Origin of the sequence: Brevibacterium permense (assembly GCF_013280495.1) — a bacterium.
Taxonomy (GTDB): domain Bacteria; phylum Actinomycetota; class Actinomycetes; order Actinomycetales; family Brevibacteriaceae; genus Brevibacterium; species Brevibacterium permense.
Genome location: NZ_JABSSX010000002.1, coordinates 121,645 through 140,998, shown reverse-complemented (window position 1 = coordinate 140,998; position 19,354 = coordinate 121,645). Strand labels below are relative to the sequence as shown.

Below are 19,354 nucleotides of genomic sequence, written 5' to 3'. Positions count from 1 at the left end.
ACTCGACGAAACATAGGTTGAATCCGACGTGGAAATCCTCAACATCATTCTCATCGCGCTGCTCGTGCTCACGAGCATCTTCCTCACCCTGCTGATCCTCATGCACAAGGGCAAGGGCGGTGGCATGTCCGACATGTTCGGCGGCGGAATGTCCTCGTCGCTGGGATCCTCGGGCGTCGCGGAGCGCAACCTCAACCGGTTCACGACGCTCATGGCGATCATCTGGGCGGCCTGCATCATCCTGCTGGGCGTCCTCACCCGGTTCAACTCCTGAGCCATCGTGGCCCGCTGATGCCGAGACCGTGAGACACCGAGGCCAGGTCCCGGTCGAATGAGAAGGACCCCGACCGAATCGGTCGGGGTCCTTCTCTGTTCGTGCTCTGTCCGTCGTTCCGGCGGATCAGTGCCGTTTCAGGCAGATCAGTCGTGGCCGAAGTGGTGGCGCGGGCTGATCGACCCGATCGCCTCCCGCAGCTGTTGGAGCCCACGAGCACGATCAAGCAGATGCAGACGCAGCACGGGCCGGCCCTTTTCGCTCAGGACCGCCGCATCGCCGGCGGCCTGGGCGCGCTGCAGCTGAGCGAAGCCGAAGCCGCGTCCCGGCACCAGCAGGTCCGTGCGAGCCTCACCGGTGATCTGGAGGAACACTCCGTTGGGATGACCGCCCTTGTGGTACTGACCGGTCGAATGCAGGTAGCGGGGGCCGAAGCCGAAGGTCGTCTGCACTCCGGCATGTGTGGACACGAGCGGACGCAGATCCGCAGCCTCGGCATCGGCGATCCGATCGAGGTAGGCCTGAATGCCGACATAACCGTACTCGTCGACCTGCGAGAACAGCTCCTCAAGGGCTCCGATGAGATCCGTGGCCTCATCGACGACCTCGAGAACGTCGATGTCACCCTCACGGAACCGCGGCTGCTCCGTCGAACCGGAGTCCGGTCCGTCGAGCAGATGCCTGGCCTGTGCCTTCGCCGCCTCCACATCAGGCTGGTCGAAGGGATTGACCCCGATGCTGTATCCGGCAATCGCCGTGGCGTATTCCCAGAACAGGAGCAGCTCGCCCAATCCACCCGTGATCGTCGCTTCGAATCCGGACGGCGCACCCAGCCCTGAATCATCGGCTGCCGGCCCGAGCAGGCACAGGAGCGCGTCTGCACGTGCATCGGAGAACCCGATGTCGGCGGGGGAGTCGACGACGACGGGAAGGATGCCCTGACCGTCCTTGCCGAGGGATTCGGCGACGAGCTGCTCGACCCAGGCCCCGAGCCCGTTCAGCTGCTCAGCGGTCTCGGCGAGGACGAGCTTCTCCGTCGTCCGGGCGTGAGCGATGCTCAGCCAAGCGCCGAACCGCAGCGCAGGATTGTCCGGACGGTCGGCAGACAGGTCGGCGTCGGCAGCGGCGGCCTCGGCGACGATTCCGCGCACATCGGCACCGGCCAGACCCGCGGGGACGAGTCCGAAGGCCGAGAGAGCGCTGAAGCGTCCGCCGACCGTGGGGTCGACGAGGAAGGTCGCAAGGAAGCCCTGATCGGCGGCCAGCGCCTCGAGTTCGGTTCCCGGATCGGTGATCGCGATCATCCTGGACGCCGGATCGACACCGATCGACTCGAAGGCCGCGGCGAAGCTGCGGCGGATCGAATCCGTCTCCACCGTGGTTCCGGACTTCGACGCGACGATGAGGACCGTGTGGTCGAGATCGGTGCCGATCGCCTCGGCGACCTGATTGGGATCCGTCGAGTCGATGATCTCGAGTCGGACACCGGCCGTCTGAGCCATCACCTCGGGAGCGAGCGATGATCCGCCCATTCCGGCCAAGCTGATCGTGCGCAGACCCTGCTCCTGCAGACGCACCCGCAGGGATTCGATCTCATCGAGCAGATCTGCGGCGTTCTGCGGAAGATCCACCCAGCCCATCCGGTCCGCGGCGTCGGCGGCCCCGTCGAACAGGTCCGCATCCTTGGCGCTCAGCCGGGAAGCCAGGCCGGCGTCGATGAGACGCGCGGCCTCTGCCTCGAACTCCTCATCTACGGGAACAGAGAGTGAGAGCTTCATGAGCGGTCCAGAGCCGTACGGATCGTTTCCTGGAGTTCGGTCCAACTGATGTCGAACTTCTCCAGCCCCTGCTCTTCGAGGACAGTCATGACCTCGGCGTAGTCGATGCCCAGTCGTGCCAGAGCGTCGAAGACCTCGTCGGCGGCACGGTAGTGCTCGGAGGTGATCTGGCCGGTGACCTCACCGTGGTCGGCGAACGCCTCCAGGGTGGGTTCGGGCATCGTGTTCACGGTGTTCGGTGCGACGAGCCCGGTCACGTACATCGTGTCGGCATAGTCGGGATTCTTCACTCCGGTCGAAGCCCACAGCAGACGCTGCGGACGGGCCCCGGCGAGTTCGAGGACTCGGAAGCGTTCGGAGGTGAACAGCTGCGAATGGATCTCATGGGCGAGCACGCAGTTCGCGATGCCCGCCTTGCCCTTGAGTTCGGCGGCCTTCGGGTCGTCGATGGAGTCGAGTCGGGAATCGATCTCCGAGTCCACCCGGGAGACGAACACCGAGGCCACCGACCGGATCGTCGAGAGGTCATGACCGGCGGCGCGGGCCTTCTCCAGTCCCTGGAGGAAGGCTTCGACGACGTGACGGTAGCGGGTCAGGGAGAACACGAGCGTGACGTTGACGCTGATTCCGGCCGCGATCGTTTCGGAGATCGCGCGGAGTCCCTCCTCGGTGGCGGGGATCTTGATCATCGCATTCGGTTCGCTGACGCGTTCCCACAGGGCCTTCGCCGAGGCGACGGTCGCTTGCGTATCATGGGCCAGCGGGGGAGCGACCTCGATCGAAACGCGACCGTCCTCACCGTCCGTGGACTCGAAGACCGGACGGAACAGGCGGGCCGCCTCGGCGACATCCGCTGTGGTCAGCGCCTCGATGGCCTCATCGACATCGGCACCGGAGGCACCGAGTTCGGCGACCGCAGAGTCGTAGTCGTCGGAACTGGAGATCGCGTTCGCGAAGATCGTCGGATTCGTCGTCACACCCGTGACGGAGGATTGCTCGATGAGGCGGGCGAGATCCCCGGATTCGAGTCGGGTGCGGGAGAGGTCGTCGAGCCAGATCGAGACTCCTGCCGCGCTGAGCTGCTGGAGACGTTCACTCATGCTTCTGCCTTTGCTGCGTTGATGGATTCCTTGGCTGCGTCGACGACGGCCGAGGCCGTGATGCCGAACTTCTCGTACAGGGTCTGGTAGTCCGCGGATGCGCCGAAGTGTTCGATGGACACGGCACGACCGGCATCGCCGAGGTACTTGTGCCAGCTCATCGCCGAGGCGGCTTCGATGCTCACCCGTGCCTTGAGTGAACGCGGCAGCACGGTGGCCCGGTAGTCCTCCGGCTGAGCGTCGAACCATTCCTGGCACGGCATGGAGATGACGCGAGCGGCTGTGCCCGATGCCTGCAGCGCCTCGGCGGCCTCGACGGCGATGGCGACCTCGGAACCGCTGGCGATGATGGCCACCTCGGGCTGGTCACCGGTATCGGTGAGCACATAGCCGCCGCGTGCGGCCTCGGAGGCGGGAGCGTACTTCTCACGGTCGAGGACCGGCACGGCCTGTCGGGTGAGCACGAGTCCGCTGGGACCGTCGGTGCGTTCGAGGATCTTCCGCCACGCGACCGCGGTCTCGTTCGCATCGGCCGGTCGGACGAGGTCGAGGCCGGGGATCGCCCGCAGCGCGGAGAGGTGCTCGATCGGCTGGTGGGTCGGTCCGTCTTCGCCGAGGCCGATCGAATCGTGTGTCCACACGAACAGGTTCGGCAGCTGCTGGAGGGCTGCCAGGCGTACGGCCGGACGCTGGTAGTCGCTGAAGACGAGGAACGTGCCGTTGTACGGGCGGGTTCCGCCGTGCAGGGCGATGCCGTTGCCGATGAGTCCGGCGGAGAACTCGCGGACGCCGAAGTGGATATTGCGTCCGTACTCATGGCCGGAGAATGCACCCGTGGAGCGGTGAGCGGGCAGGAAGCTCGGCTCACCCTTGATCAGCGTGTTGTTCGAGCCCGCGAGGTCGGCGGAACCGCCCCAGAGTTCGGGCATGGTCTCGGCGATCGCATTGAGCACCTGACCGGAGGCCGCGCGAGTGGCGATGCCCTTCTCGCTGGCTTCGAAGACCGGGACGGCCGCATCGAGCCCGGCGGGCAGTTCGCGCGTGGACAGACGGTCGAAGAGGGCGGCGTTGTCCGGGTTGGCGGTGCGCCATTCGGCGAAGGACTTGTCCCATTCGAGATGGGCGGCACGACCGCGGTCCAGGGCCTGACGAGTGTGTGCGAGAACCTCGTCGTCGACGGCGAAGGTCGACTCCGGGTCGAAGCCGAGGACCTCCTTGGTCGCACGGATCTCGTCCTCGCCGAGGGCCGCACCGTGGGACCCGCCGGTGTTCTGCGCGTTCGGGGCGGGCCAGGCGATGATCGTGGACAGGCGGATGAACGAGGGGCGGGAATCCGCGCGAGCGGCCTCGACGGCGGCGTGGAAGGCTTCGATGTCCTCGTGGTAGTCACCACCGGCGGTGAAGTCGACGTGCTGGACGTGCCAGCCGTAGGCGGCGTACCGGGCGGCCGTGTCCTCCCCGAAGGCGATCGCGGTGTCGTCTTCGATGGAGATCTTGTTGTCGTCCCAGATCACCAGCAGGTTCGACAGCTCCTGTGTCCCGGCCAGCGATGACGCCTCACCGGACACTCCCTCTTCGAGGTCGCCGTCGGAGGCGAGCACGACGATGTTGTGGTCGAACGGTGAGGCGCCGGGAGCCGCCTCGGGGTCGAAGAGTCCGCGTTCGCGGCGAGCGGCCATGGCCATGCCCACGGCCGAGGCCAGCCCGGAGCCCAGGGGCCCCGTGGTGATCTCGACGCCGGCGGTGTGGCCGACTTCCGGGTGCCCCGGGGTGAGCGAACCCCATGTGCGCAGCGCCTTGAGGTCGTCGAGCTCGAGCCCGAACCCTGCCAGGTAGAGCTGGACGTACTGGGTGAGCGAACTGTGACCGCAGGAGAGGACGAAACGATCTCGGCCGACCCAAGTCGGGTCGGCCGGGTCGTGAGTGAGTCCGTGCTGGTACAGGTAGTGGGCAATGGGAGCCAGGCTCATTGCGGTGCCCGGGTGCCCGTTCCCTGTCTTCTGCACCGCATCCGCGGCGAGGAGGCGGGCGGTGTCGACTGCGCGATTATCGAGTTCAGTCCAGGACAGAGTTGTCATGTCGTCGAGCGATCCTTCGTTCGTCTGAAGAGCGTGCAGTCAAACTCTACCCGTCGGATGCCTGAAGCGCCGCCCCTGTTCGTCTGCCGTGCCGACGGGGAGCGAGACATTTAGGCTACCGACGGGTAAAGTGTGGTCTCGCGCACAGCTGTGATTCGACATTCAACAACTGCGGTGCGCCGAAGAGACTGAAGAGCGACTGGTACTGACTGAGAGAGGTGACAGGGTGAGCAAAGGTGCTGATCCCGTGATCGATGCCGCCGTCGCAGACTGCGGAGACCAGCGATCCGATCGGCTGACGGGCAGGCGCCCCGACCTCGCCGAGGTGGCCGAACAGACGAGGGGGCTGCGTCGGCTGATCTCCCGGATCGGCACGGCGTGCCCGGTGATCTTCGCCGTGGCGACCGTCGCCGTGTCGTCGGCGATCGCCCAGCCGCTGCGCGGCAACGTCGACATCGGGGAGCTCGGCCTGTGGACGTTGGGCACACTCCTTCTGCTCACCCCCTTCGCGGCAACGCTGGCCGTGATGCTCAAGGCGCGGCGCGGCGGGCTGGTGTGGACGACCGCGCTCGTCTATTCCGTCATCGCCGGAATCATCGGACTGTGCGTCGATGCGAATCTCCTCCGCACGGATCCGCAGTCCGCTTCGCTGAGCTTCATCTCAGTGCTCATCGCGCAGGTCGTCGTGCTTGCTCCGGTGTGTGCGGCGGTGGCGTTCCTCGTCCGCATCGTCAGTGACTCGACTCGCCTGCGTGCGACTGGCAAAAACTTCGACAACAGGTAGAATCTAGGGCGTGAGCAAACTTCGTCAGAACCGGGAAGAGCAGAGTGAACGACCTCTGCAGAGGGCCATCGACGAGCAGAGTCTCGCTACCCGACCGCGTTCGATCATCAGCGCCTATATCGCGCTGACCAAGCCGCGGGTCATCGAGCTGCTCCTCGTCACGACCGCGCCCGTGATGTTCCTGGCCGCTCAGGGACTGCCGAACATCTGGCTGGTCATCAACACCCTCATCGGCGGAGCCGCCGCTGCGGCATCGGCCTCGGTCTTCAACTGCTACGTCGACCGTGACATCGATGCGAAGATGGAACGGACGAAGGGCCGTCCCCTCGTCACCGGTGAGATCAGCCCCCGTTCTGCACTCATCTTCGCTTTCGTGCTCGGCATCGGTTCGATCTTCTGGCTCGGCGGATTCACGAACTGGGTCACGGCGGGACTCACCGCCTCGGCGATTCTGCTCTACGCAGTCTTCTACACCCTCGTCCTCAAGCGCCGCACCTCACAGAACATCGTCTGGGGCGGCGCTGCAGGCTGCATGCCTGTGCTCATCGGCTGGTCGGCCGTGACCGGAGGAATCGCGTGGGAGCCCGTGCTGCTCTTCCTCGTCGTCTTCTTCTGGACCCCGCCGCACTACTGGCCGCTGGCGATCAAGTACAAGGCCGACTACGACGCCGCCGACGTGCCCATGCTGCCGTCGAAGGTTCCGCCGACATCCGTCGGCCGTCAGATGATCCTCTACACCTGGGCGATGATCGCCTGCTCACTCGCGCTGATTCCCGTCGCTCCGATGGGTCCTGTCTACACGATCGTGGCCGTCGGCGCCGGAGTCTGGTTCCTGTCGTCGTGCTACTCGCTGGTCTCCCGTGCCAAGCAGGGTAAGGACGGCACCTCGCTCAAGGCGATGAAGGTCTTCCACGGTTCGATCACCTACCTGTCGCTGCTCTTCCTGGCGGTGGCCATCGACCCGTTCGTGCCCACCCTGTTCCCCGGTATCTGGTGACTCGCCGAAGAACCCGCTGATCCATTCGGCCCAGTTTGAGTTGGATAGCACAGATTTGAAACAGTGCTATCCAACTCAAACTGGGCCGTTGTGCGTCTGTGCCTTGCGCTTCGGGTGGGAACGCAAATTCTCAGGCGGCGTTGACGAGGTCGTCGATGACGATCTTCTTCATTCTCATGAGCGCCCGAGTCTGTGCCGGACCGGTCATCAGCTCGCCGAGATTCGCGGGAACGATCTGCCAGCTGACTCCGAAGCGGTCCTTGAGCCAACCGCACTGTTCGTGCTCGGGTGAAGCCGACAGATTCGACCAATAGCGGTCGATCTCGGCCTGGTCCGCGCATTCGACGGTCAGCGAGATCGCCTCGTTGAATGTGAACACCGGTCCGCCGTCGAGGCAGATGAACTCTGTGCCGTCGAGGACGAACCGGCCGGTCAGGACCTTCCCGCTCATCCCCTTGAAGTGTTCGTCGAGGGATTCGTCGGGATAGCGTTCGATGGACAGGACTCGCGAATCGGGGAAGACGGAGCAGTAGAACTCCATGGCCTCCTCGGCGCAGTCAGGAAACCACAGACACGGAACGATCGGTATGGACATCGGTGCTCCTCGGATATGCGCTGTCGAGGACGGCAACGCTTGCCGCAATCGTAGCCGACAGGCCGACCATGTGTAGGGCCACGAGCAGTTCGGGAACACCGAGGAAGTACTGGACGTAGCCGATGATTCCCTGGGCGACCTCGACGACGAGAAGCACGGTCAGCGGGGCGACCATCGCCGTCTGCGCCTTCTTCCGGGCGACGACGAGCGCGGAGATCGTGGAGATGACGAGCAGCCACACCGGCGCGGCATGCAGCCGGGTGACCCAGATGTTGTCGAGGTTGTTGCGGGTCGAGATCGTCGAACCCGAATGGGGCCCGGCCCCCGTCGTGAGCACGCCGAAGACGACGATGATCGCGGTGAGACCGAGGATGATCCAGCCCAGAGTCGGCAGCGGAGCCGGGGCCTTCGTCCTCAGTCGCACTCCCGTGTCATAGGTGCGGCGGACGAAATAGGCGGCGACCCCGACAGCGACGGCCGAGGGCACGAAGTGTCCGGCGACGACCCAGGGGTTGAGCTTCGTCCACACGGTGATTCCGCCGACGACGGCCTGGACGGGCACGATGGCCAGCAGGCCGATATTGAGCCAGAAGAGATCCGGGCGCTGCTTCCGGTGCCTCCACAGCATGAGCGCAATGCACACGCCGAGGATCGCCAGCGCCACAGCCAGCAGGCGGTTGCCGAACTCGATGGCGCCGTGGATGCCCATCTCGCTGGTGGCCACGAGCGAATCCGGGGTGCACTTCGGCCAATCCGAACAGCCGAGCCCAGAGCCGGTGAGCCGGACGATTCCCCCGGTCAGGATGATACCTGCCTGGGCGATGAGCATGGCCCAAGCGGCGATGCGGATCTTCTTCGTGACCACTTCACTCCTCATTCGAAACGGAACCACCTGCGTGCCGCAAGCGTTCCCACAAGCCCCCATACCAGGAGCACGATGATTGCCTTGATGTCTGTGCCGCCGTGTCCGATGGCCGACCGCATGGCGTCGCCGAGCGCACCGGAGGGCAGGTAGCCCACAACCGTTCCCCATTCTCCCGGACGTGCGATGACGAGGCCACCGACGCCTGCCATGAGCACCCAGATGAGGTTCGTCGCCGCCAGAGTCGCCTCGGCGCGGAGTGTGCCGGCCATGAGCAGTCCGAGCGAGAGCAGCGCTGCGGTGCCGAACAGCGAGGCCAGGATCAGTCCGAGGATGTCGACGGGGCCTCGGAAGCCGAGAATCGCCGCCGCGGCGAAGACGAGCGCGTACTGGATGAGAACGACGACGATGACGGCGCCGAGTTTGCCGAGGATGAGCCCGTTCGTCCCCAGCGGAGTCGTCGCGAGCTGCCGCAGCACCCCGTAGCGGCGGTCGAAGGCGGTTGCGATCGCCTGCCCGGTGAAGGCGCTGGAGGCCAGGCTCAGGCTCAGCGCGCCGGGGACGGCGATCGACAGTGGATCGGCGCCGGCCTCGATGACCCCGAGCCCGGTGAGCAGGGGAGTCTTCGCGAGGAAGACGAGCAGACCCAGCGGGAAGATGATTGAGAGCAGCAGCTGTTCGCCGTTGCGCAGAACGGACAGAGTCTCGAACTTCGCCTGCGAGACGATGCGGGTCGATGTCATCGCAGCGGCCTCCCGGTCAGTTCGAAGAAGACGTCGGACAGGGACTGCCTCTGCATGCCGATGTCCGTGATCTGCAGGCCTGCCTCGGCGACGGCAGTGCACGCAGCCGCGATCTGGCTCGCAGTCGGTGCTCCGTCGAGAGAGATCATCGAACCCTGCGCCGAGGCGGGACCGAGCTCGGTGAGCCGATCGACGAGGGCGGCGGGGACGGGGGAGTCGACGCGTATCGTCATCGACCGTGACCCGGCGGAGGCGCTGCGCAGCTCCTCTGGCGCTCCCTGAGCGATGATCCGTCCGCGATCGATGACGACGACCTCGTCGGAGAGCTCCTCGGCCTCGGCGAGGTCGTGGGTGGTGAGGACGACGGCGACTCCGCGGTCGGCGAGATCGCGGATGAAGCTGTGGACGACCTCGCGAGCCTGCGGGTCGAGACCGGCGCAGGGTTCGTCCAGGAAGACGAGGCGCGGACGTCCGATGAGGGCCGCGGCCAGTGCGACTCGCTGCTTCTGTCCCCCGGAGAGCCTGCGCATCGTGCGTCCGGCGAAGTCGTGGAGACCGAGGGGTTCGGCGAGTTCGTCGACCGGTACGGGATTCTCATAGAGGGTGGAGAGGTGCCGCAGCACCTGCAGGGGCTTCGAGCTCATCGGCAGTCCGCCGTCCTGGAGCATGACCCCGGCCAGCTGCGACGTCGTCGCGTGTTCGGTCACGGGGTCGTGCCCGAAGATCTCGACCGTACCCGATTCGGGACGGCGGGTGCCCACGGCCAGGGAGATGGTCGTGGATTTTCCTGCGCCGTTGGGTCCGAGCACGCCGAGGACGGATCCGGACTCGGCCGTGAGGTCGATTCCGTCGACGACACGGTGGGTGCCGTAGGAGTACTGGAGACCGCGAATGGTCAGGGCCGGAGAGGACACCAGGTTATTCTACGACGCGTCGAAACAGGTGTCGAAACCGCAGGTGTCCGCACGCGACGCGGGCGATGGTTAGGCTCACCTAGTTTTACGAAACAAATTACGCAACAATATTGTTGTGTTAGTCAAGGAGGTGGATTATGGCTGCAAACGACACGGAAGATCGCCGAACCCGGCAGAAGGTCTTCCAGTCGGTGCTCGACGAAGGTCCGATCACTGCTTCGTCTTTGGCCAAAGCCCTCGAGCTGACTCCCGCGGCGATCCGTCGTCACCTGGACGCGCTGGAGAGTGAGGGCCTTCTCGAGGTCCGTGAACTCGCCGGCAAACAGGCAGGCAGGGGCCGACCGGCCCGGCACTATGTGGTCACGACGGCCGGACACGATTCGGTCAGTCATTCCTACGACGAGTTGGCCGTGAACATCCTGCGCTTCATGGAGGACAAGCACGGCAGATCGGCAGTGGAGGGATTCACAGAAGACCTCGTGAGCCGACTGCGGGAGCGACTCGGACCGGAACTCGAGAAGCGCGGCGGCACCACAGTGGCGTCTCGCTCACGTGCACTCGCCGCCGCACTCACACGGGAAGGGTACGCCGCCTCGGCGACCCCGGTCGCGGCCGGAACCCCGTTGGAGGCGATGCAGCTGTGCCAGGGGCACTGCCCGATCCAGGCCGTGGCGGCGGAGTACCCGGAGATCTGCGAAGCAGAGCTCGCGATGTTCTCCGACTACCTCGGTGTCGACGTGCGGCGGCTGTCGTCGCTGGCGCAGGGCGACCATGTGTGCACCACCCACATTCCGACTTCGGAACTGACCAGACCACTCATCCACAGCAATGATCGACCTCAAGGAGGTTCACGATGACTGACACAGGAAATCGGATCATCGATGCGAATCCCGAGCTCAAAGACCTCGGGCAGTACGCATACGGTTGGCACGACGAGAACGACGCCGGCGCGACCGCGACCCGCGGCCTCAGCGAGGAAGTCGTCCGCAACATCTCGAAGCTCAAGGACGAACCGGAGTGGATGCTCAAGCGTCGACTCAAGGCCCTGCGTCTGTTCGACAAGAAGCCGATGCCGAACTGGGGCGCCGATCTCACCGGAATCGACTTCGCGGACATCAAGTACTTCGTCCGCTCCACCGAGGGACAGGCGACGTCATGGGAGGACCTGCCCGAGGACATCCGCAACACCTATGACAAGCTCGGCATCCCCGAGGCCGAGAAGCAGCGTCTCGTCGCCGGTGTCGCCGCTCAGTACGAGTCCGAGGTCGTCTACCACCAGATCAACGAGGAGCTCGAGGCTCAGGGTGTCATCTTCATGGACACCGACACCGGCCTGCGCGAGCACCCGGAGATCTTCGAAGAGTACTTCGGGTCGATCATTCCCTCCGGTGACAACAAGTTCGCCGCTCTGAACACCGCTGTCTGGTCCGGCGGTTCCTTCGTCTACGTCCCCAAGGGCGTCCACGTCGAGATCCCGCTGCAGGCCTACTTCCGCATCAACACGGAGAACATGGGCCAGTTCGAGCGCACGCTCATCATCGCCGACGAGGGTTCCTCGGTCCACTACGTCGAGGGCTGCACCGCTCCGATCTACAAGACCGACTCCCTGCACTCGGCCGTCGTCGAGATCATCGCGAAGAAGGATGCGAAGGTCCGCTACACGACGATCCAGAACTGGTCGAACAACGTGTACAACCTCGTCACCAAGCGCGCCATCGCTGAAGAGGGCGCCTCCATGGAATGGGTCGACGGCAATATCGGCTCGAAGGTGACCATGAAGTACCCGGCCATCTGGCTGACCGGTGAGCACGCCCGCGGCGAGACGCTGTCCGTGGCCTTCGCCGGCGAGGGACAGCACCAGGACACCGGTGCGAAAATGGTCCACGCCGCTCCGCACACCCATTCGTCGATCGTGTCGAAGTCCGTGGCCCGCGGCGGCGGCCGCGCCGGCTACCGCGGACTCGTCCACGTCCACCCGGGTGCCGAAGGCTCGTCGAACAACGTCCTCTGCGACGCCCTGCTCGTCGACAATGTCTCCCGTTCGGACACGTACCCCTACATCGACATCCGCGAAGACGACGTCACACTCGGCCATGAGGCCACCGTGTCGAAGGTCAGTGAGGATCAGCTCTTCTACCTCATGTCCCGCGGCATGGAGGAGACCGAGGCGATGGCGATGATCGTGCGCGGCTTCGTCGAGCCCATCGCACGCGAACTCCCGATGGAGTACGCCCTCGAACTCAACCGCCTCATCGAACTGCAGATGGAAGGCGCGGTCGGCTGAGACCCGTCCCGGCGCCCACTGCACTCAAAGGAGTAAATCTGTGACTGATACCACCAACCCGCTTGGCCTCTCGGAGCATTCGCATGGTTCCGAGGTCCAGGTGCCCGATTCGAAGCGCGACGCGCGCACGCGCAGCTTCGATGTCGCCGACTTCCCCGTGCCCACCGGCCGGGAGGAGGAATGGCGCTTCTCTCCCGTCCGCAAGTTCAGCGAGTTCTTCCAGGACACCGCCACCGAGGCGAAGCTGAAGTTCGAGTCGGATCTGCCCGCGGGCCTGTCCGTCGAGGAGATCTCGCTCGAGTCGGCTCAGGAACTGGGCATCCTCGAGCCCGAGGACCGCGCCGCGGCCGTCGCCGCCAACCGCGCCTCTGCGGTGACGCACTACTCGGTCCCCGCGGACACCGAACTCGAGCGGGCCGCAATCATCCACGCGGACGGCACCGGTGAGGCACTCGGCCACGGCCATGTCGTCGTCACGGTCGGAGCGAATTCGAAGGCGACCATCGTCGTCGAACACGAGGGACTGGCCCGGTACTCCGAACTCGTCTCCCTCGTCATCGGCGATGGTGCGGACGTGACCTTCGTATCGCTGCAGCTGTGGGACGACGGCTCCCAGCACCTCGGTCAGCACGATGCGATCGTGGGCAAGGACGCGAAGTTCAAGCACATCCACATCACCCTCGGCGGTGACGTCGTGCGCCTGAACACGAACGTGCGCTACTCGGCAGCCGGGGGAGAGGCCGAACTGCTCGGACTCTATTTCGCCGATGCCGGTCAGCACCTCGAACACCGCACCTACATCGACCACAACACGCCGAAGGCCCAGTCGAACGTCCATTACAAGGGCGCTCTGCAGGGCAAGGACGCACGCAGCGTGTGGATCGGCGATGTGCTCATCCGTCCCGAAGCCCTCGACATCGACACCTACGAGCTCAACCGGAACCTCATCCTCACCGATGGCGCCCGCGCCGACTCGGTGCCGAACCTCGAGATCGAGACCGGTGACATCGCCGGTGCCGGCCACGCCTCCTCGGTGGGTCGCTTCGATGAGGAGCACCTGTTCTACCTCATGAGCCGCGGCATCCCCGAGGATGTCGCTCGTCAGCTCGTGGTCCGCGGATTCTTCAACGAAGTGATCCAGAAGATCCAGGTGCCCGAGATCGAAGACGTGATCAACGAACGCATCGAGGACGAACTGTCCCGGAGTGTTCTGTGACCATGATCGACGTGGCGGCCACCGACGAGGTGGACCCCGGCGGCACCATGCGCATCGAGGTCGGCGAGTACGAGATCTGCATCGCTCGCGACTCCGACGGCACGATCCACGCCATCGACGACCTGTGCACCCATGGTGAGGTGTCGCTGGCCGAAGGCGACGTCGAGGACTGCACCATCGAATGCTGGCTGCACGGCTCGCAGTTCGACCTCAACACGGGCAAGCCGGTGAATCCGCCGGCGTTCGAACCCGTCGCGGTCTATGACTGCAAAGAGATCGCCGGCCGCATCCTCGTCGACCCGAACACCACCCTGAACTGACTCAAGACCGAAGAAGAAGGATCATTATGTCCACTCTCAAGATCGAAGACCTGCACGTCGGTGTCAACACCGATACCGGTCTCAAGCCCATCCTCAACGGCATCGACCTCGTCATCAACACGAACGAGACCCACGCCATCATGGGCCCCAACGGCTCCGGCAAGTCGACCCTGGCCTACGCCCTGGCCGGGCACCCCAAGTACGAAGTGACCTCCGGTTCGGTCACCCTCGACGGTGAGGACGTCCTCGAGATGTCCGTCGACGAGCGTGCCAAGGCCGGACTGTTCCTGGCCATGCAGTACCCCGTCGAGGTTCCCGGCGTGACCGTGACGAACTTCCTCCGTTCGGCCAAGACCGCCATCGACGGTGAAGCTCCGAAGCTGCGCAACTGGACCAAGGACCTCAAGCAGGCCATGGAGAACCTTCGCGTGGATCCCGCCTTCGCCTCGCGCAACGTCAACGAAGGCTTCTCCGGCGGCGAGAAGAAGCGTCACGAGATCCTGCAGCTCGAGATGCTCAAGCCGAAGTTCGCCGTCCTCGACGAGACCGACTCCGGACTCGACGTCGACGCGCTGCGCATCGTGTCCGAAGGCGTCAACCGCGTCAAGGACGCCACCGACGTCGGCATCATGCTCATCACCCACTACACGCGCATCCTCAACTACATCAAGCCCGATCACGTCCACGTGATCATCAAGGGCAGGGTGGCCGAGGAAGGCGGACCGGAACTGGCCGAACGCCTCGAGAACGAAGGCTACGACCGCTTCTTCACCGCCGGCGTCTGATGTTCTCACGTCTGAGGGGCGACTTCCCGATCCTCGATGTGAGGGTCGGGGAGTCGCCGCTGTCGTATCTCGATTCGGGAGCGACATCGCAGAAGCCGCAGTGCGTCATCGACACCTTCGTCGAGTACTTCCAACAGCGCAACGCCGCCGTCCACCGAGGCGCGCACTCCTTGGCCGTCGAGGCCACGGACGCCTTCGAGAACGGTCGGATCGCCGCTGCCGGACTCGTCGGCGGGACACCGGAACAGGTGTGCTGGACGAAGAATGCGACCGAGGCGCTCAACATCGTGGCCCTCGGCATGGATCGGGCCAGCCATGGCTTCGGGGGAGACGACGCAGAGCGTTTCGCCCTCGCCCCCGGTGACTCGATCGTCGTCACCGAGATGGAGCACCATGCGAATCTCGTGCCGTGGCAGCAGCTGGCTGCCTCCACGGGTGCACAGCTGCGCTGGCTGCCGGTCACTGACTCCGGTGAACTCGATCTGACCGATCTCGACACGATCGTCGACGAATCGACGAAGGTGCTCGCGTTCACGCACGTCTCCAACGTCCTCGGCACGATCAACCCGGTCGACCGCCTCGTGGACCGGGCCCGCGCCGTCGGAGCCTACGTCGTGCTCGACGCCTGCCAGTCCGTTCCGCATATGCCCGTGGACTTCGTCGACCTCGACGTCGACTTCGCCGCTTTCTCAGCTCATAAGGCACTCGGCCCCACCGGTCTGGGTGTGCTGTGGGGCAAGTCCGAACTGCTCGACGCTCTGCCGCCGGTGCTCACCGGCGGATCCATGATCACCACGGTGACCATGGAGGAGACCGAGTTCATGCCCGCGCCGCAGCGGTTCGAGGCCGGCACTCAGCCGGTCGCCGAGGTGGCGGCTTTCGCGACAGCGATCGGGTACCTCGCCGAGGTGGGGCTGGACAATGTTCTCGAACATGAGAAGGAACTCGCCCGAGTCCTCCTCGACGGGATCGGCCAGATCCCCGGAATCCGCATCCTCGGCGAGGCCGAGGACCGGATCGGAACCGTGGCCTTCGACGTCGACGGCGTGCACGCCCACGATGTCGGACAGTATCTCGACTCGCAGGGCATCGCCGTGCGGGTGGGCCACCACTGCGCTCAGCCGCTGCACCGCCGCTTCGGGGTCACCGCCTCGACGCGGGCGAGCACGTACCTGTACAACAACGTCGAAGACTGCACCCGCTTCCTTTCTACTCTGGCGGAAGTGCGGCCCTTCTTCGGAGTAGCCTGAGGAGGGGAGTGAAGCGATGAGCACACAGATGCAACAGCTCTACCAGCAGGTCATCCTCGACCAGTCGCGGGCACGCATCGGCAACACCGAACTGCTCCGTGACGCCGCAGCGTCACCGCACGGATATTCGCATCAGGTGAACCCGACGTGCGGCGATGAGATCGAGCTCGAGACCGAACTGAGCGAGGACGGCACGATCGCGGTGCGGTGGACCGGCGACGGCTGTTCGATCTCGATGGCATCGGCCTCGGTGCTGTCCGAACTGGCCGCCGAATCCTCCGTCGCGCAGATGCTCGAGATCGAAGGCGCGTTCCACGAACTCATGCATTCACGTGGGACAATGGAAGCGGATGAGTCGATTCTCGGGGACGCCGCGGCGTTCACCGGAGTGTCGAAATTCCCGGCCAGGATCAAATGCGCTCTCCTGGCATGGATGGCGTTCAAGGACGCACTCAACCAAGCACAAGCAGCTCGTGAGGAGAAACACAATGCCTGAAGTCATTGACGCACCGCAGAATGCCAGCGTCGACGAAGTGCGCGAGGCGATGATGGACGTCGTCGATCCCGAGCTCGGTGTCAACATCGTCGATCTCGGCCTCGTGTACGGACTCTCGGTCGAAGACGACGGCACCGCCGTGATCGAGATGACCCTGACCTCGGCGGCCTGCCCGCTGACCGACGTCATCGAGGACCAGACCGCACAGTCGCTCGAGGGAATCGTGCCGGCCTACCGGATCAACTGGGTCTGGATGCCGCCATGGGGTCCGGAGAAGATCACCGAGGACGGCCGCGAACAGATGCGCGCCCTCGGATTCAACATCTGATCCGACACCGACGACGTTCGGTCGTCCCCGCGGGGACGCGGACGATCACATCGCCGAAGCGGGGCGACCTGAGAAGGTCAGCCCCGCCTCGGCGATTGTCGTCCGATCCGGCACTCGTCTCCGGGCAGGGTCGCGGAGATCACCGCCCCGCGGACCGAGAACCAGGCAGCGGCGTGAAAGAATGGAATCCGACTTTCCAAGGAGAACCATTGACGATCATCGCTGCCGCCGACGGATCCGCGCTCGGCAATCCCGGACCCGCCGGGTGGGCCTGGTACATCGACGACACCTCCTGGCACGCCGGCGGGTGGAAGAACGCGACGAACAACCGCGGTGAGCTCATGGCCGTCCTCGACCTGCTCCAGTCGACCGCGGACAGCGACGACGAGCTGAAGATATACTGTGATTCGCAGTACGTCATCAACGCCCTGACCAAATGGATGCCGGGGTGGAAACGCAAAGGGTGGAAGAAAGCCGATGGAAAAGAAGTCCTCAACAAGGACCTCTTAGCGTCTCTCGATGAGGAACTGAGCGGGCGGACGGTCGAGTTCGAGTGGGTCAAAGGACACAACCACCACGAACTCAATGAGGCCGCCGACGTTCGCGCCCGCGCGGCAGCCACCGCCTTCCAGAAGGGCACGCCCGTGCCGGAAGGCCCCGGATACGTCCCCGCGGGGACGTCGACCGCGACGGCGGGCGAACAGGCAGACAACCCGGCGGAACCTGTTGCTCAGGACGACGTTTCCGTCGCGCCCGTGGCCGCAGCAGCCGGGCCGGACACCACTGTCGTGTCCTGCCGTGTGCCGTCCTCAGTCGCAGATGAACTCGTCGCCCGGGCCCAGGCCCGCGGCATCCACCCCCAAGAATTTCTGGCCGAACTCATCGGCCGCAGTTTGGAGACAGAATGATTCAGGCCTCAGGCCTCGAAGTCGCCGTCGGCGCCCGCACCCTCATGTCCGAGGTGTCCTTCCGCGTCGACAAGGGCGACCGGGTCGGTCTCGTCGGCCGCAACGGCGCCGGCAAGACGACTCTGACCAAGGTGATCATGGGCGGACACCCGGCCCAATCCGGATCCGTGTCGATCTCGGGCACCGTCGGCTATCTGCCCCAGGATCCGCGCAGCGGTGACCTCACTGCCACCGGCATGGAACGCATCCTCTCGGTGCGTGATCTCGACGTCCTCGTCAAGCGTCTGCGCAAGGCCGAACGGCAGATGGCCTCACCGGACGAGAAGGTGGCGACGAAGGCCATCGACCGCTACCCGCGCATCGAAGCGGAGTTCATCGCGGCCGGTGGTTATGCCGCCGAATCCGAAGCCTTCGCGATCGCTGCGAACCTCGGCCTCGACGAGGCGCTGATCAGCCAGGAGATCGGGACGCTCTCCGGCGGTCAGCGTCGCCGTGTGGAACTCGCCCGGATCCTGTTCTCGGCCCCGGATACGATGATCCTCGACGAGCCGACGAACCACCTCGACGCCGAATCCGTGCTGTGGCTGCGCGACCACCTCAAGGCCTACTCCGGTGGTCTGATCATCATCAGCCACGACCTCGATCTCATCGACGAAGTGGTCAACAAGGTCTTCTTCCTCGACGCCACCCGTCAGACCATCGACATCTATTCGATGGGCTACCGGCTCTACCTCAAACAGCGTGAGGACGATGAGCGGCGTCGCCGCCGCGAACGTGCCAACGCCGAGAAGAAGGCCGCGGCGCTCAACGCTCAGGCGAACAAGATGATGGCGAAGGCGACGAAGACCGTCGCCGCCCAGCAGATGGCCAAGCGCGCCGACCGTCTGCTCGCCGGTCTCGAGGACGAACGCGCCACGGAGAAGGTCGCGAATCTGCGCTTCCCGGCCCCGGCCGACTGCGGACGTGTGCCGCTGACGGCCGAGGGACTCTCTCGCAGCTTCGGGTCGACCGAGGTGTTCACCGGTGTCGATCTCGCCATCGACAAGGGCACACGAGTCGTCGTACTCGGCTACAACGGTGCCGGAAAGACGACGCTGCTGCGACTGCTCGCCGGACTCGACGAACCCGACTCCGGAGAAGTCGTGCCCGGACACGGCCTCAAGCTCGGCTACTACGCGCAGGAGCATGAGACCCTCGACCTCGAACGCACAGTGCTGGAGAACATGTCGCGGAACTCTCCGCATCTCGATGACACCGCGGTGCGCAATGTGCTCGGTTCGTTCCTCTTCAGCGGTGACGATGTGCACAAACCTGCCGGGGTCCTCTCCGGAGGCGAGAAGACGCGTCTGGCTCTGGCGACCCTCGTGGTCTCGAGCGCGAATGTGCTGCTGCTCGACGAGCCGACGAACAACCTCGATCCGGCCTCTCGCGAGGAGATCCTCTCGGCGATCCGCCGCTACGAAGGCGCAATCGTGCTCGTCACCCACGATGAGGGTGCGGTGTCCGCGCTCGACCCCGACCGCGTGCTGCTGCTGCCCGACGGCGACGAGGACCTGTGGAACGACACGTACCTCGATCTCGTCACGCTCGCCTGAGCCGGCTCATCACGCTCGGCTGAGCCGGTCGGCCTCACTCGGCTGAT

The 19,354-nt window shown here is 65.0% G+C and carries 20 protein-coding genes; 13 read left to right on the top strand and 7 right to left on the bottom strand.

Annotation, left to right across the window (positions count from 1 at the left end):
• The first annotated feature begins 28 nt into the window (after nucleotides 1-28).
• Nucleotides 29-274, top strand: coding sequence for a preprotein translocase subunit SecG (secG, locus tag HK353_RS03535; RefSeq protein WP_101544300.1), 246 nt, complete (start codon nucleotides 29-31; stop codon nucleotides 272-274).
• Nucleotides 275-420: 146 nt separating this feature from the next.
• Here secG and HK353_RS03530 read toward each other — a convergent pair whose 3' ends face one another.
• The 3 genes from HK353_RS03530 to tkt are packed head-to-tail and all read right to left on the bottom strand — an operon-like array spanning nucleotide 421 to nucleotide 5,230.
• Nucleotides 421-2,052, bottom strand: a complete 1,632-nt coding sequence (locus HK353_RS03530; protein WP_173152387.1) for a glucose-6-phosphate isomerase — start codon at nucleotides 2,050-2,052, stop codon at nucleotides 421-423.
• Nucleotides 2,049-3,152, bottom strand: a complete 1,104-nt coding sequence (gene tal / locus HK353_RS03525; RefSeq protein WP_173152384.1) for a transaldolase — start codon at nucleotides 3,150-3,152, stop codon at nucleotides 2,049-2,051. Before tal ends, HK353_RS03530 begins: the two co-directional genes overlap by 4 nt.
• Nucleotides 3,149-5,230 carry a transketolase gene (gene tkt / locus HK353_RS03520; protein ID WP_173152381.1) on the bottom strand — a complete coding sequence of 694 codons (2,082 nt, stop codon included), beginning with the start codon at nucleotides 5,228-5,230 and terminating at the stop codon, nucleotides 3,149-3,151. The genes tal and tkt overlap by 4 nt, the downstream gene beginning before the upstream one ends.
• A 226-nt stretch (nucleotides 5,231-5,456) precedes the next feature.
• Here tkt and HK353_RS03515 point away from each other — a divergent pair, with 226 nt between their 5' ends.
• Nucleotides 5,457-6,014, top strand: coding sequence for a hypothetical protein (locus HK353_RS03515; protein WP_173152378.1), 558 nt, complete (start codon nucleotides 5,457-5,459; stop codon nucleotides 6,012-6,014).
• A 10-nt stretch (nucleotides 6,015-6,024) separates the two neighbouring features.
• Complete coding sequence (locus HK353_RS03510; protein WP_173152375.1) at nucleotides 6,025-7,011, top strand: heme o synthase; 987 nt, start codon at nucleotides 6,025-6,027, stop codon at nucleotides 7,009-7,011.
• A 130-nt stretch (nucleotides 7,012-7,141) separates the two neighbouring features.
• Here the strand turns inward: HK353_RS03510 and HK353_RS03505 are convergent, their stop codons facing one another.
• The 4 genes from HK353_RS03505 to HK353_RS03490 are packed head-to-tail and all read right to left on the bottom strand — an operon-like array spanning nucleotide 7,142 to nucleotide 10,125.
• On the bottom strand, nucleotides 7,142-7,552 hold the full coding sequence (locus HK353_RS03505; RefSeq protein ID WP_342589802.1) for a VOC family protein: 411 nt from the start codon (nucleotides 7,550-7,552) through the stop codon (nucleotides 7,142-7,144).
• Nucleotides 7,553-7,568: 16 nt separating this feature from the next.
• Nucleotides 7,569-8,471: a COX15/CtaA family protein gene (locus HK353_RS03500; protein WP_342589801.1), complete on the bottom strand. Its 903-nt coding sequence runs from the start codon at nucleotides 8,469-8,471 to the stop codon at nucleotides 7,569-7,571.
• 8 nt (nucleotides 8,472-8,479) lie between these two features.
• A complete protein-coding gene (locus tag HK353_RS03495; protein ID WP_173152365.1) occupies nucleotides 8,480-9,211 on the bottom strand; it encodes an ABC transporter permease in 732 nt (243 codons plus the stop codon).
• Nucleotides 9,208-10,125 (bottom strand): ATP-binding cassette domain-containing protein, encoded by a 918-nt coding sequence (locus HK353_RS03490; RefSeq protein WP_173152363.1) that lies wholly within the window; start codon nucleotides 10,123-10,125, stop codon nucleotides 9,208-9,210. The genes HK353_RS03495 and HK353_RS03490 overlap by 4 nt, the downstream gene beginning before the upstream one ends.
• A gap of 137 nt (nucleotides 10,126-10,262) precedes the next feature.
• Here HK353_RS03490 and HK353_RS03485 point away from each other — a divergent pair, with 137 nt between their 5' ends.
• From HK353_RS03485 to HK353_RS03440, 10 genes are all read left to right on the top strand, one after another.
• Nucleotides 10,263-10,982 carry a helix-turn-helix transcriptional regulator gene (locus HK353_RS03485; protein WP_139467280.1) on the top strand — a complete coding sequence of 240 codons (720 nt, stop codon included), beginning with the start codon at nucleotides 10,263-10,265 and terminating at the stop codon, nucleotides 10,980-10,982.
• Nucleotides 10,979-12,409: a Fe-S cluster assembly protein SufB gene (gene sufB, locus HK353_RS03480; protein WP_039207512.1), complete on the top strand. Its 1,431-nt coding sequence runs from the start codon at nucleotides 10,979-10,981 to the stop codon at nucleotides 12,407-12,409. Before HK353_RS03485 ends, sufB begins: the two co-directional genes overlap by 4 nt.
• A 40-nt stretch (nucleotides 12,410-12,449) precedes the next feature.
• Nucleotides 12,450-13,625, top strand: a complete 1,176-nt coding sequence (gene sufD / locus HK353_RS03475) for a Fe-S cluster assembly protein SufD (protein ID WP_173152360.1) — start codon at nucleotides 12,450-12,452, stop codon at nucleotides 13,623-13,625.
• On the top strand, nucleotides 13,622-13,945 hold the full coding sequence (locus HK353_RS03470) for a non-heme iron oxygenase ferredoxin subunit (protein ID WP_101544279.1): 324 nt from the start codon (nucleotides 13,622-13,624) through the stop codon (nucleotides 13,943-13,945). The genes sufD and HK353_RS03470 overlap by 4 nt, the downstream gene beginning before the upstream one ends.
• A gap of 26 nt (nucleotides 13,946-13,971) precedes the next feature.
• The gene (sufC, locus tag HK353_RS03465; protein WP_173152357.1) at nucleotides 13,972-14,730 is read left to right on the top strand and encodes a Fe-S cluster assembly ATPase SufC; all 759 of its coding nucleotides are present in this window, start codon (nucleotides 13,972-13,974) and stop codon (nucleotides 14,728-14,730) included.
• On the top strand, nucleotides 14,730-15,980 hold the full coding sequence (locus HK353_RS03460; RefSeq protein ID WP_173152354.1) for a SufS family cysteine desulfurase: 1,251 nt from the start codon (nucleotides 14,730-14,732) through the stop codon (nucleotides 15,978-15,980). The genes sufC and HK353_RS03460 overlap by 1 nt, the downstream gene beginning before the upstream one ends.
• A 16-nt stretch (nucleotides 15,981-15,996) precedes the next feature.
• The gene (gene sufU / locus HK353_RS03455; RefSeq protein ID WP_173152351.1) at nucleotides 15,997-16,476 is read left to right on the top strand and encodes a Fe-S cluster assembly sulfur transfer protein SufU; all 480 of its coding nucleotides are present in this window, start codon (nucleotides 15,997-15,999) and stop codon (nucleotides 16,474-16,476) included.
• On the top strand, nucleotides 16,469-16,804 hold the full coding sequence (locus HK353_RS03450) for a metal-sulfur cluster assembly factor (RefSeq protein ID WP_025778421.1): 336 nt from the start codon (nucleotides 16,469-16,471) through the stop codon (nucleotides 16,802-16,804). Before sufU ends, HK353_RS03450 begins: the two co-directional genes overlap by 8 nt.
• A gap of 209 nt (nucleotides 16,805-17,013) precedes the next feature.
• Entirely contained in the window at nucleotides 17,014-17,712 is a 699-nt protein-coding gene (locus HK353_RS03445; RefSeq protein ID WP_101593464.1) for a ribonuclease H family protein, read from the top strand.
• Complete coding sequence (locus HK353_RS03440; RefSeq protein WP_092013696.1) at nucleotides 17,709-19,307, top strand: ABC-F family ATP-binding cassette domain-containing protein; 1,599 nt, start codon at nucleotides 17,709-17,711, stop codon at nucleotides 19,305-19,307. The genes HK353_RS03445 and HK353_RS03440 overlap by 4 nt, the downstream gene beginning before the upstream one ends.
• The last annotated feature ends 47 nt before the right edge of the window (nucleotides 19,308-19,354 follow it).

Bases quoted from the DNA above. Each gene is read 5' to 3' on its own strand.
- HK353_RS03530 (WP_173152387.1), bottom strand. From the start codon at position 2,052: ATGAAGCTCTCACTCTCTGTTCCCGTAGATGAGGAGTTCGAGGCAGAG.
- HK353_RS03485 (WP_139467280.1), top strand. From the start codon at position 10,263: ATGGCTGCAAACGACACGGAAGATCGCCGAACCCGGCAGAAGGTCTTC.
- sufB (WP_039207512.1), top strand. From the start codon at position 10,979: ATGACTGACACAGGAAATCGGATCATCGATGCGAATCCCGAGCTCAAA.
- HK353_RS03505 (WP_342589802.1), bottom strand. From the start codon at position 7,552: ATGGAGTTCTACTGCTCCGTCTTCCCCGATTCGCGAGTCCTGTCCATC.
- tkt (WP_173152381.1), bottom strand. From the start codon at position 5,230: ATGACAACTCTGTCCTGGACTGAACTCGATAATCGCGCAGTCGACACC.
- HK353_RS03440 (WP_092013696.1), top strand. From the start codon at position 17,709: ATGATTCAGGCCTCAGGCCTCGAAGTCGCCGTCGGCGCCCGCACCCTC.
- HK353_RS03460 (WP_173152354.1), top strand. From the start codon at position 14,730: ATGTTCTCACGTCTGAGGGGCGACTTCCCGATCCTCGATGTGAGGGTC.
- HK353_RS03495 (WP_173152365.1), bottom strand. From the start codon at position 9,211: ATGACATCGACCCGCATCGTCTCGCAGGCGAAGTTCGAGACTCTGTCC.
- sufU (WP_173152351.1), top strand. From the start codon at position 15,997: ATGAGCACACAGATGCAACAGCTCTACCAGCAGGTCATCCTCGACCAG.
- sufC (WP_173152357.1), top strand. From the start codon at position 13,972: ATGTCCACTCTCAAGATCGAAGACCTGCACGTCGGTGTCAACACCGAT.
- tal (WP_173152384.1), bottom strand. From the start codon at position 3,152: ATGAGTGAACGTCTCCAGCAGCTCAGCGCGGCAGGAGTCTCGATCTGG.
- HK353_RS03450 (WP_025778421.1), top strand. From the start codon at position 16,469: ATGCCTGAAGTCATTGACGCACCGCAGAATGCCAGCGTCGACGAAGTG.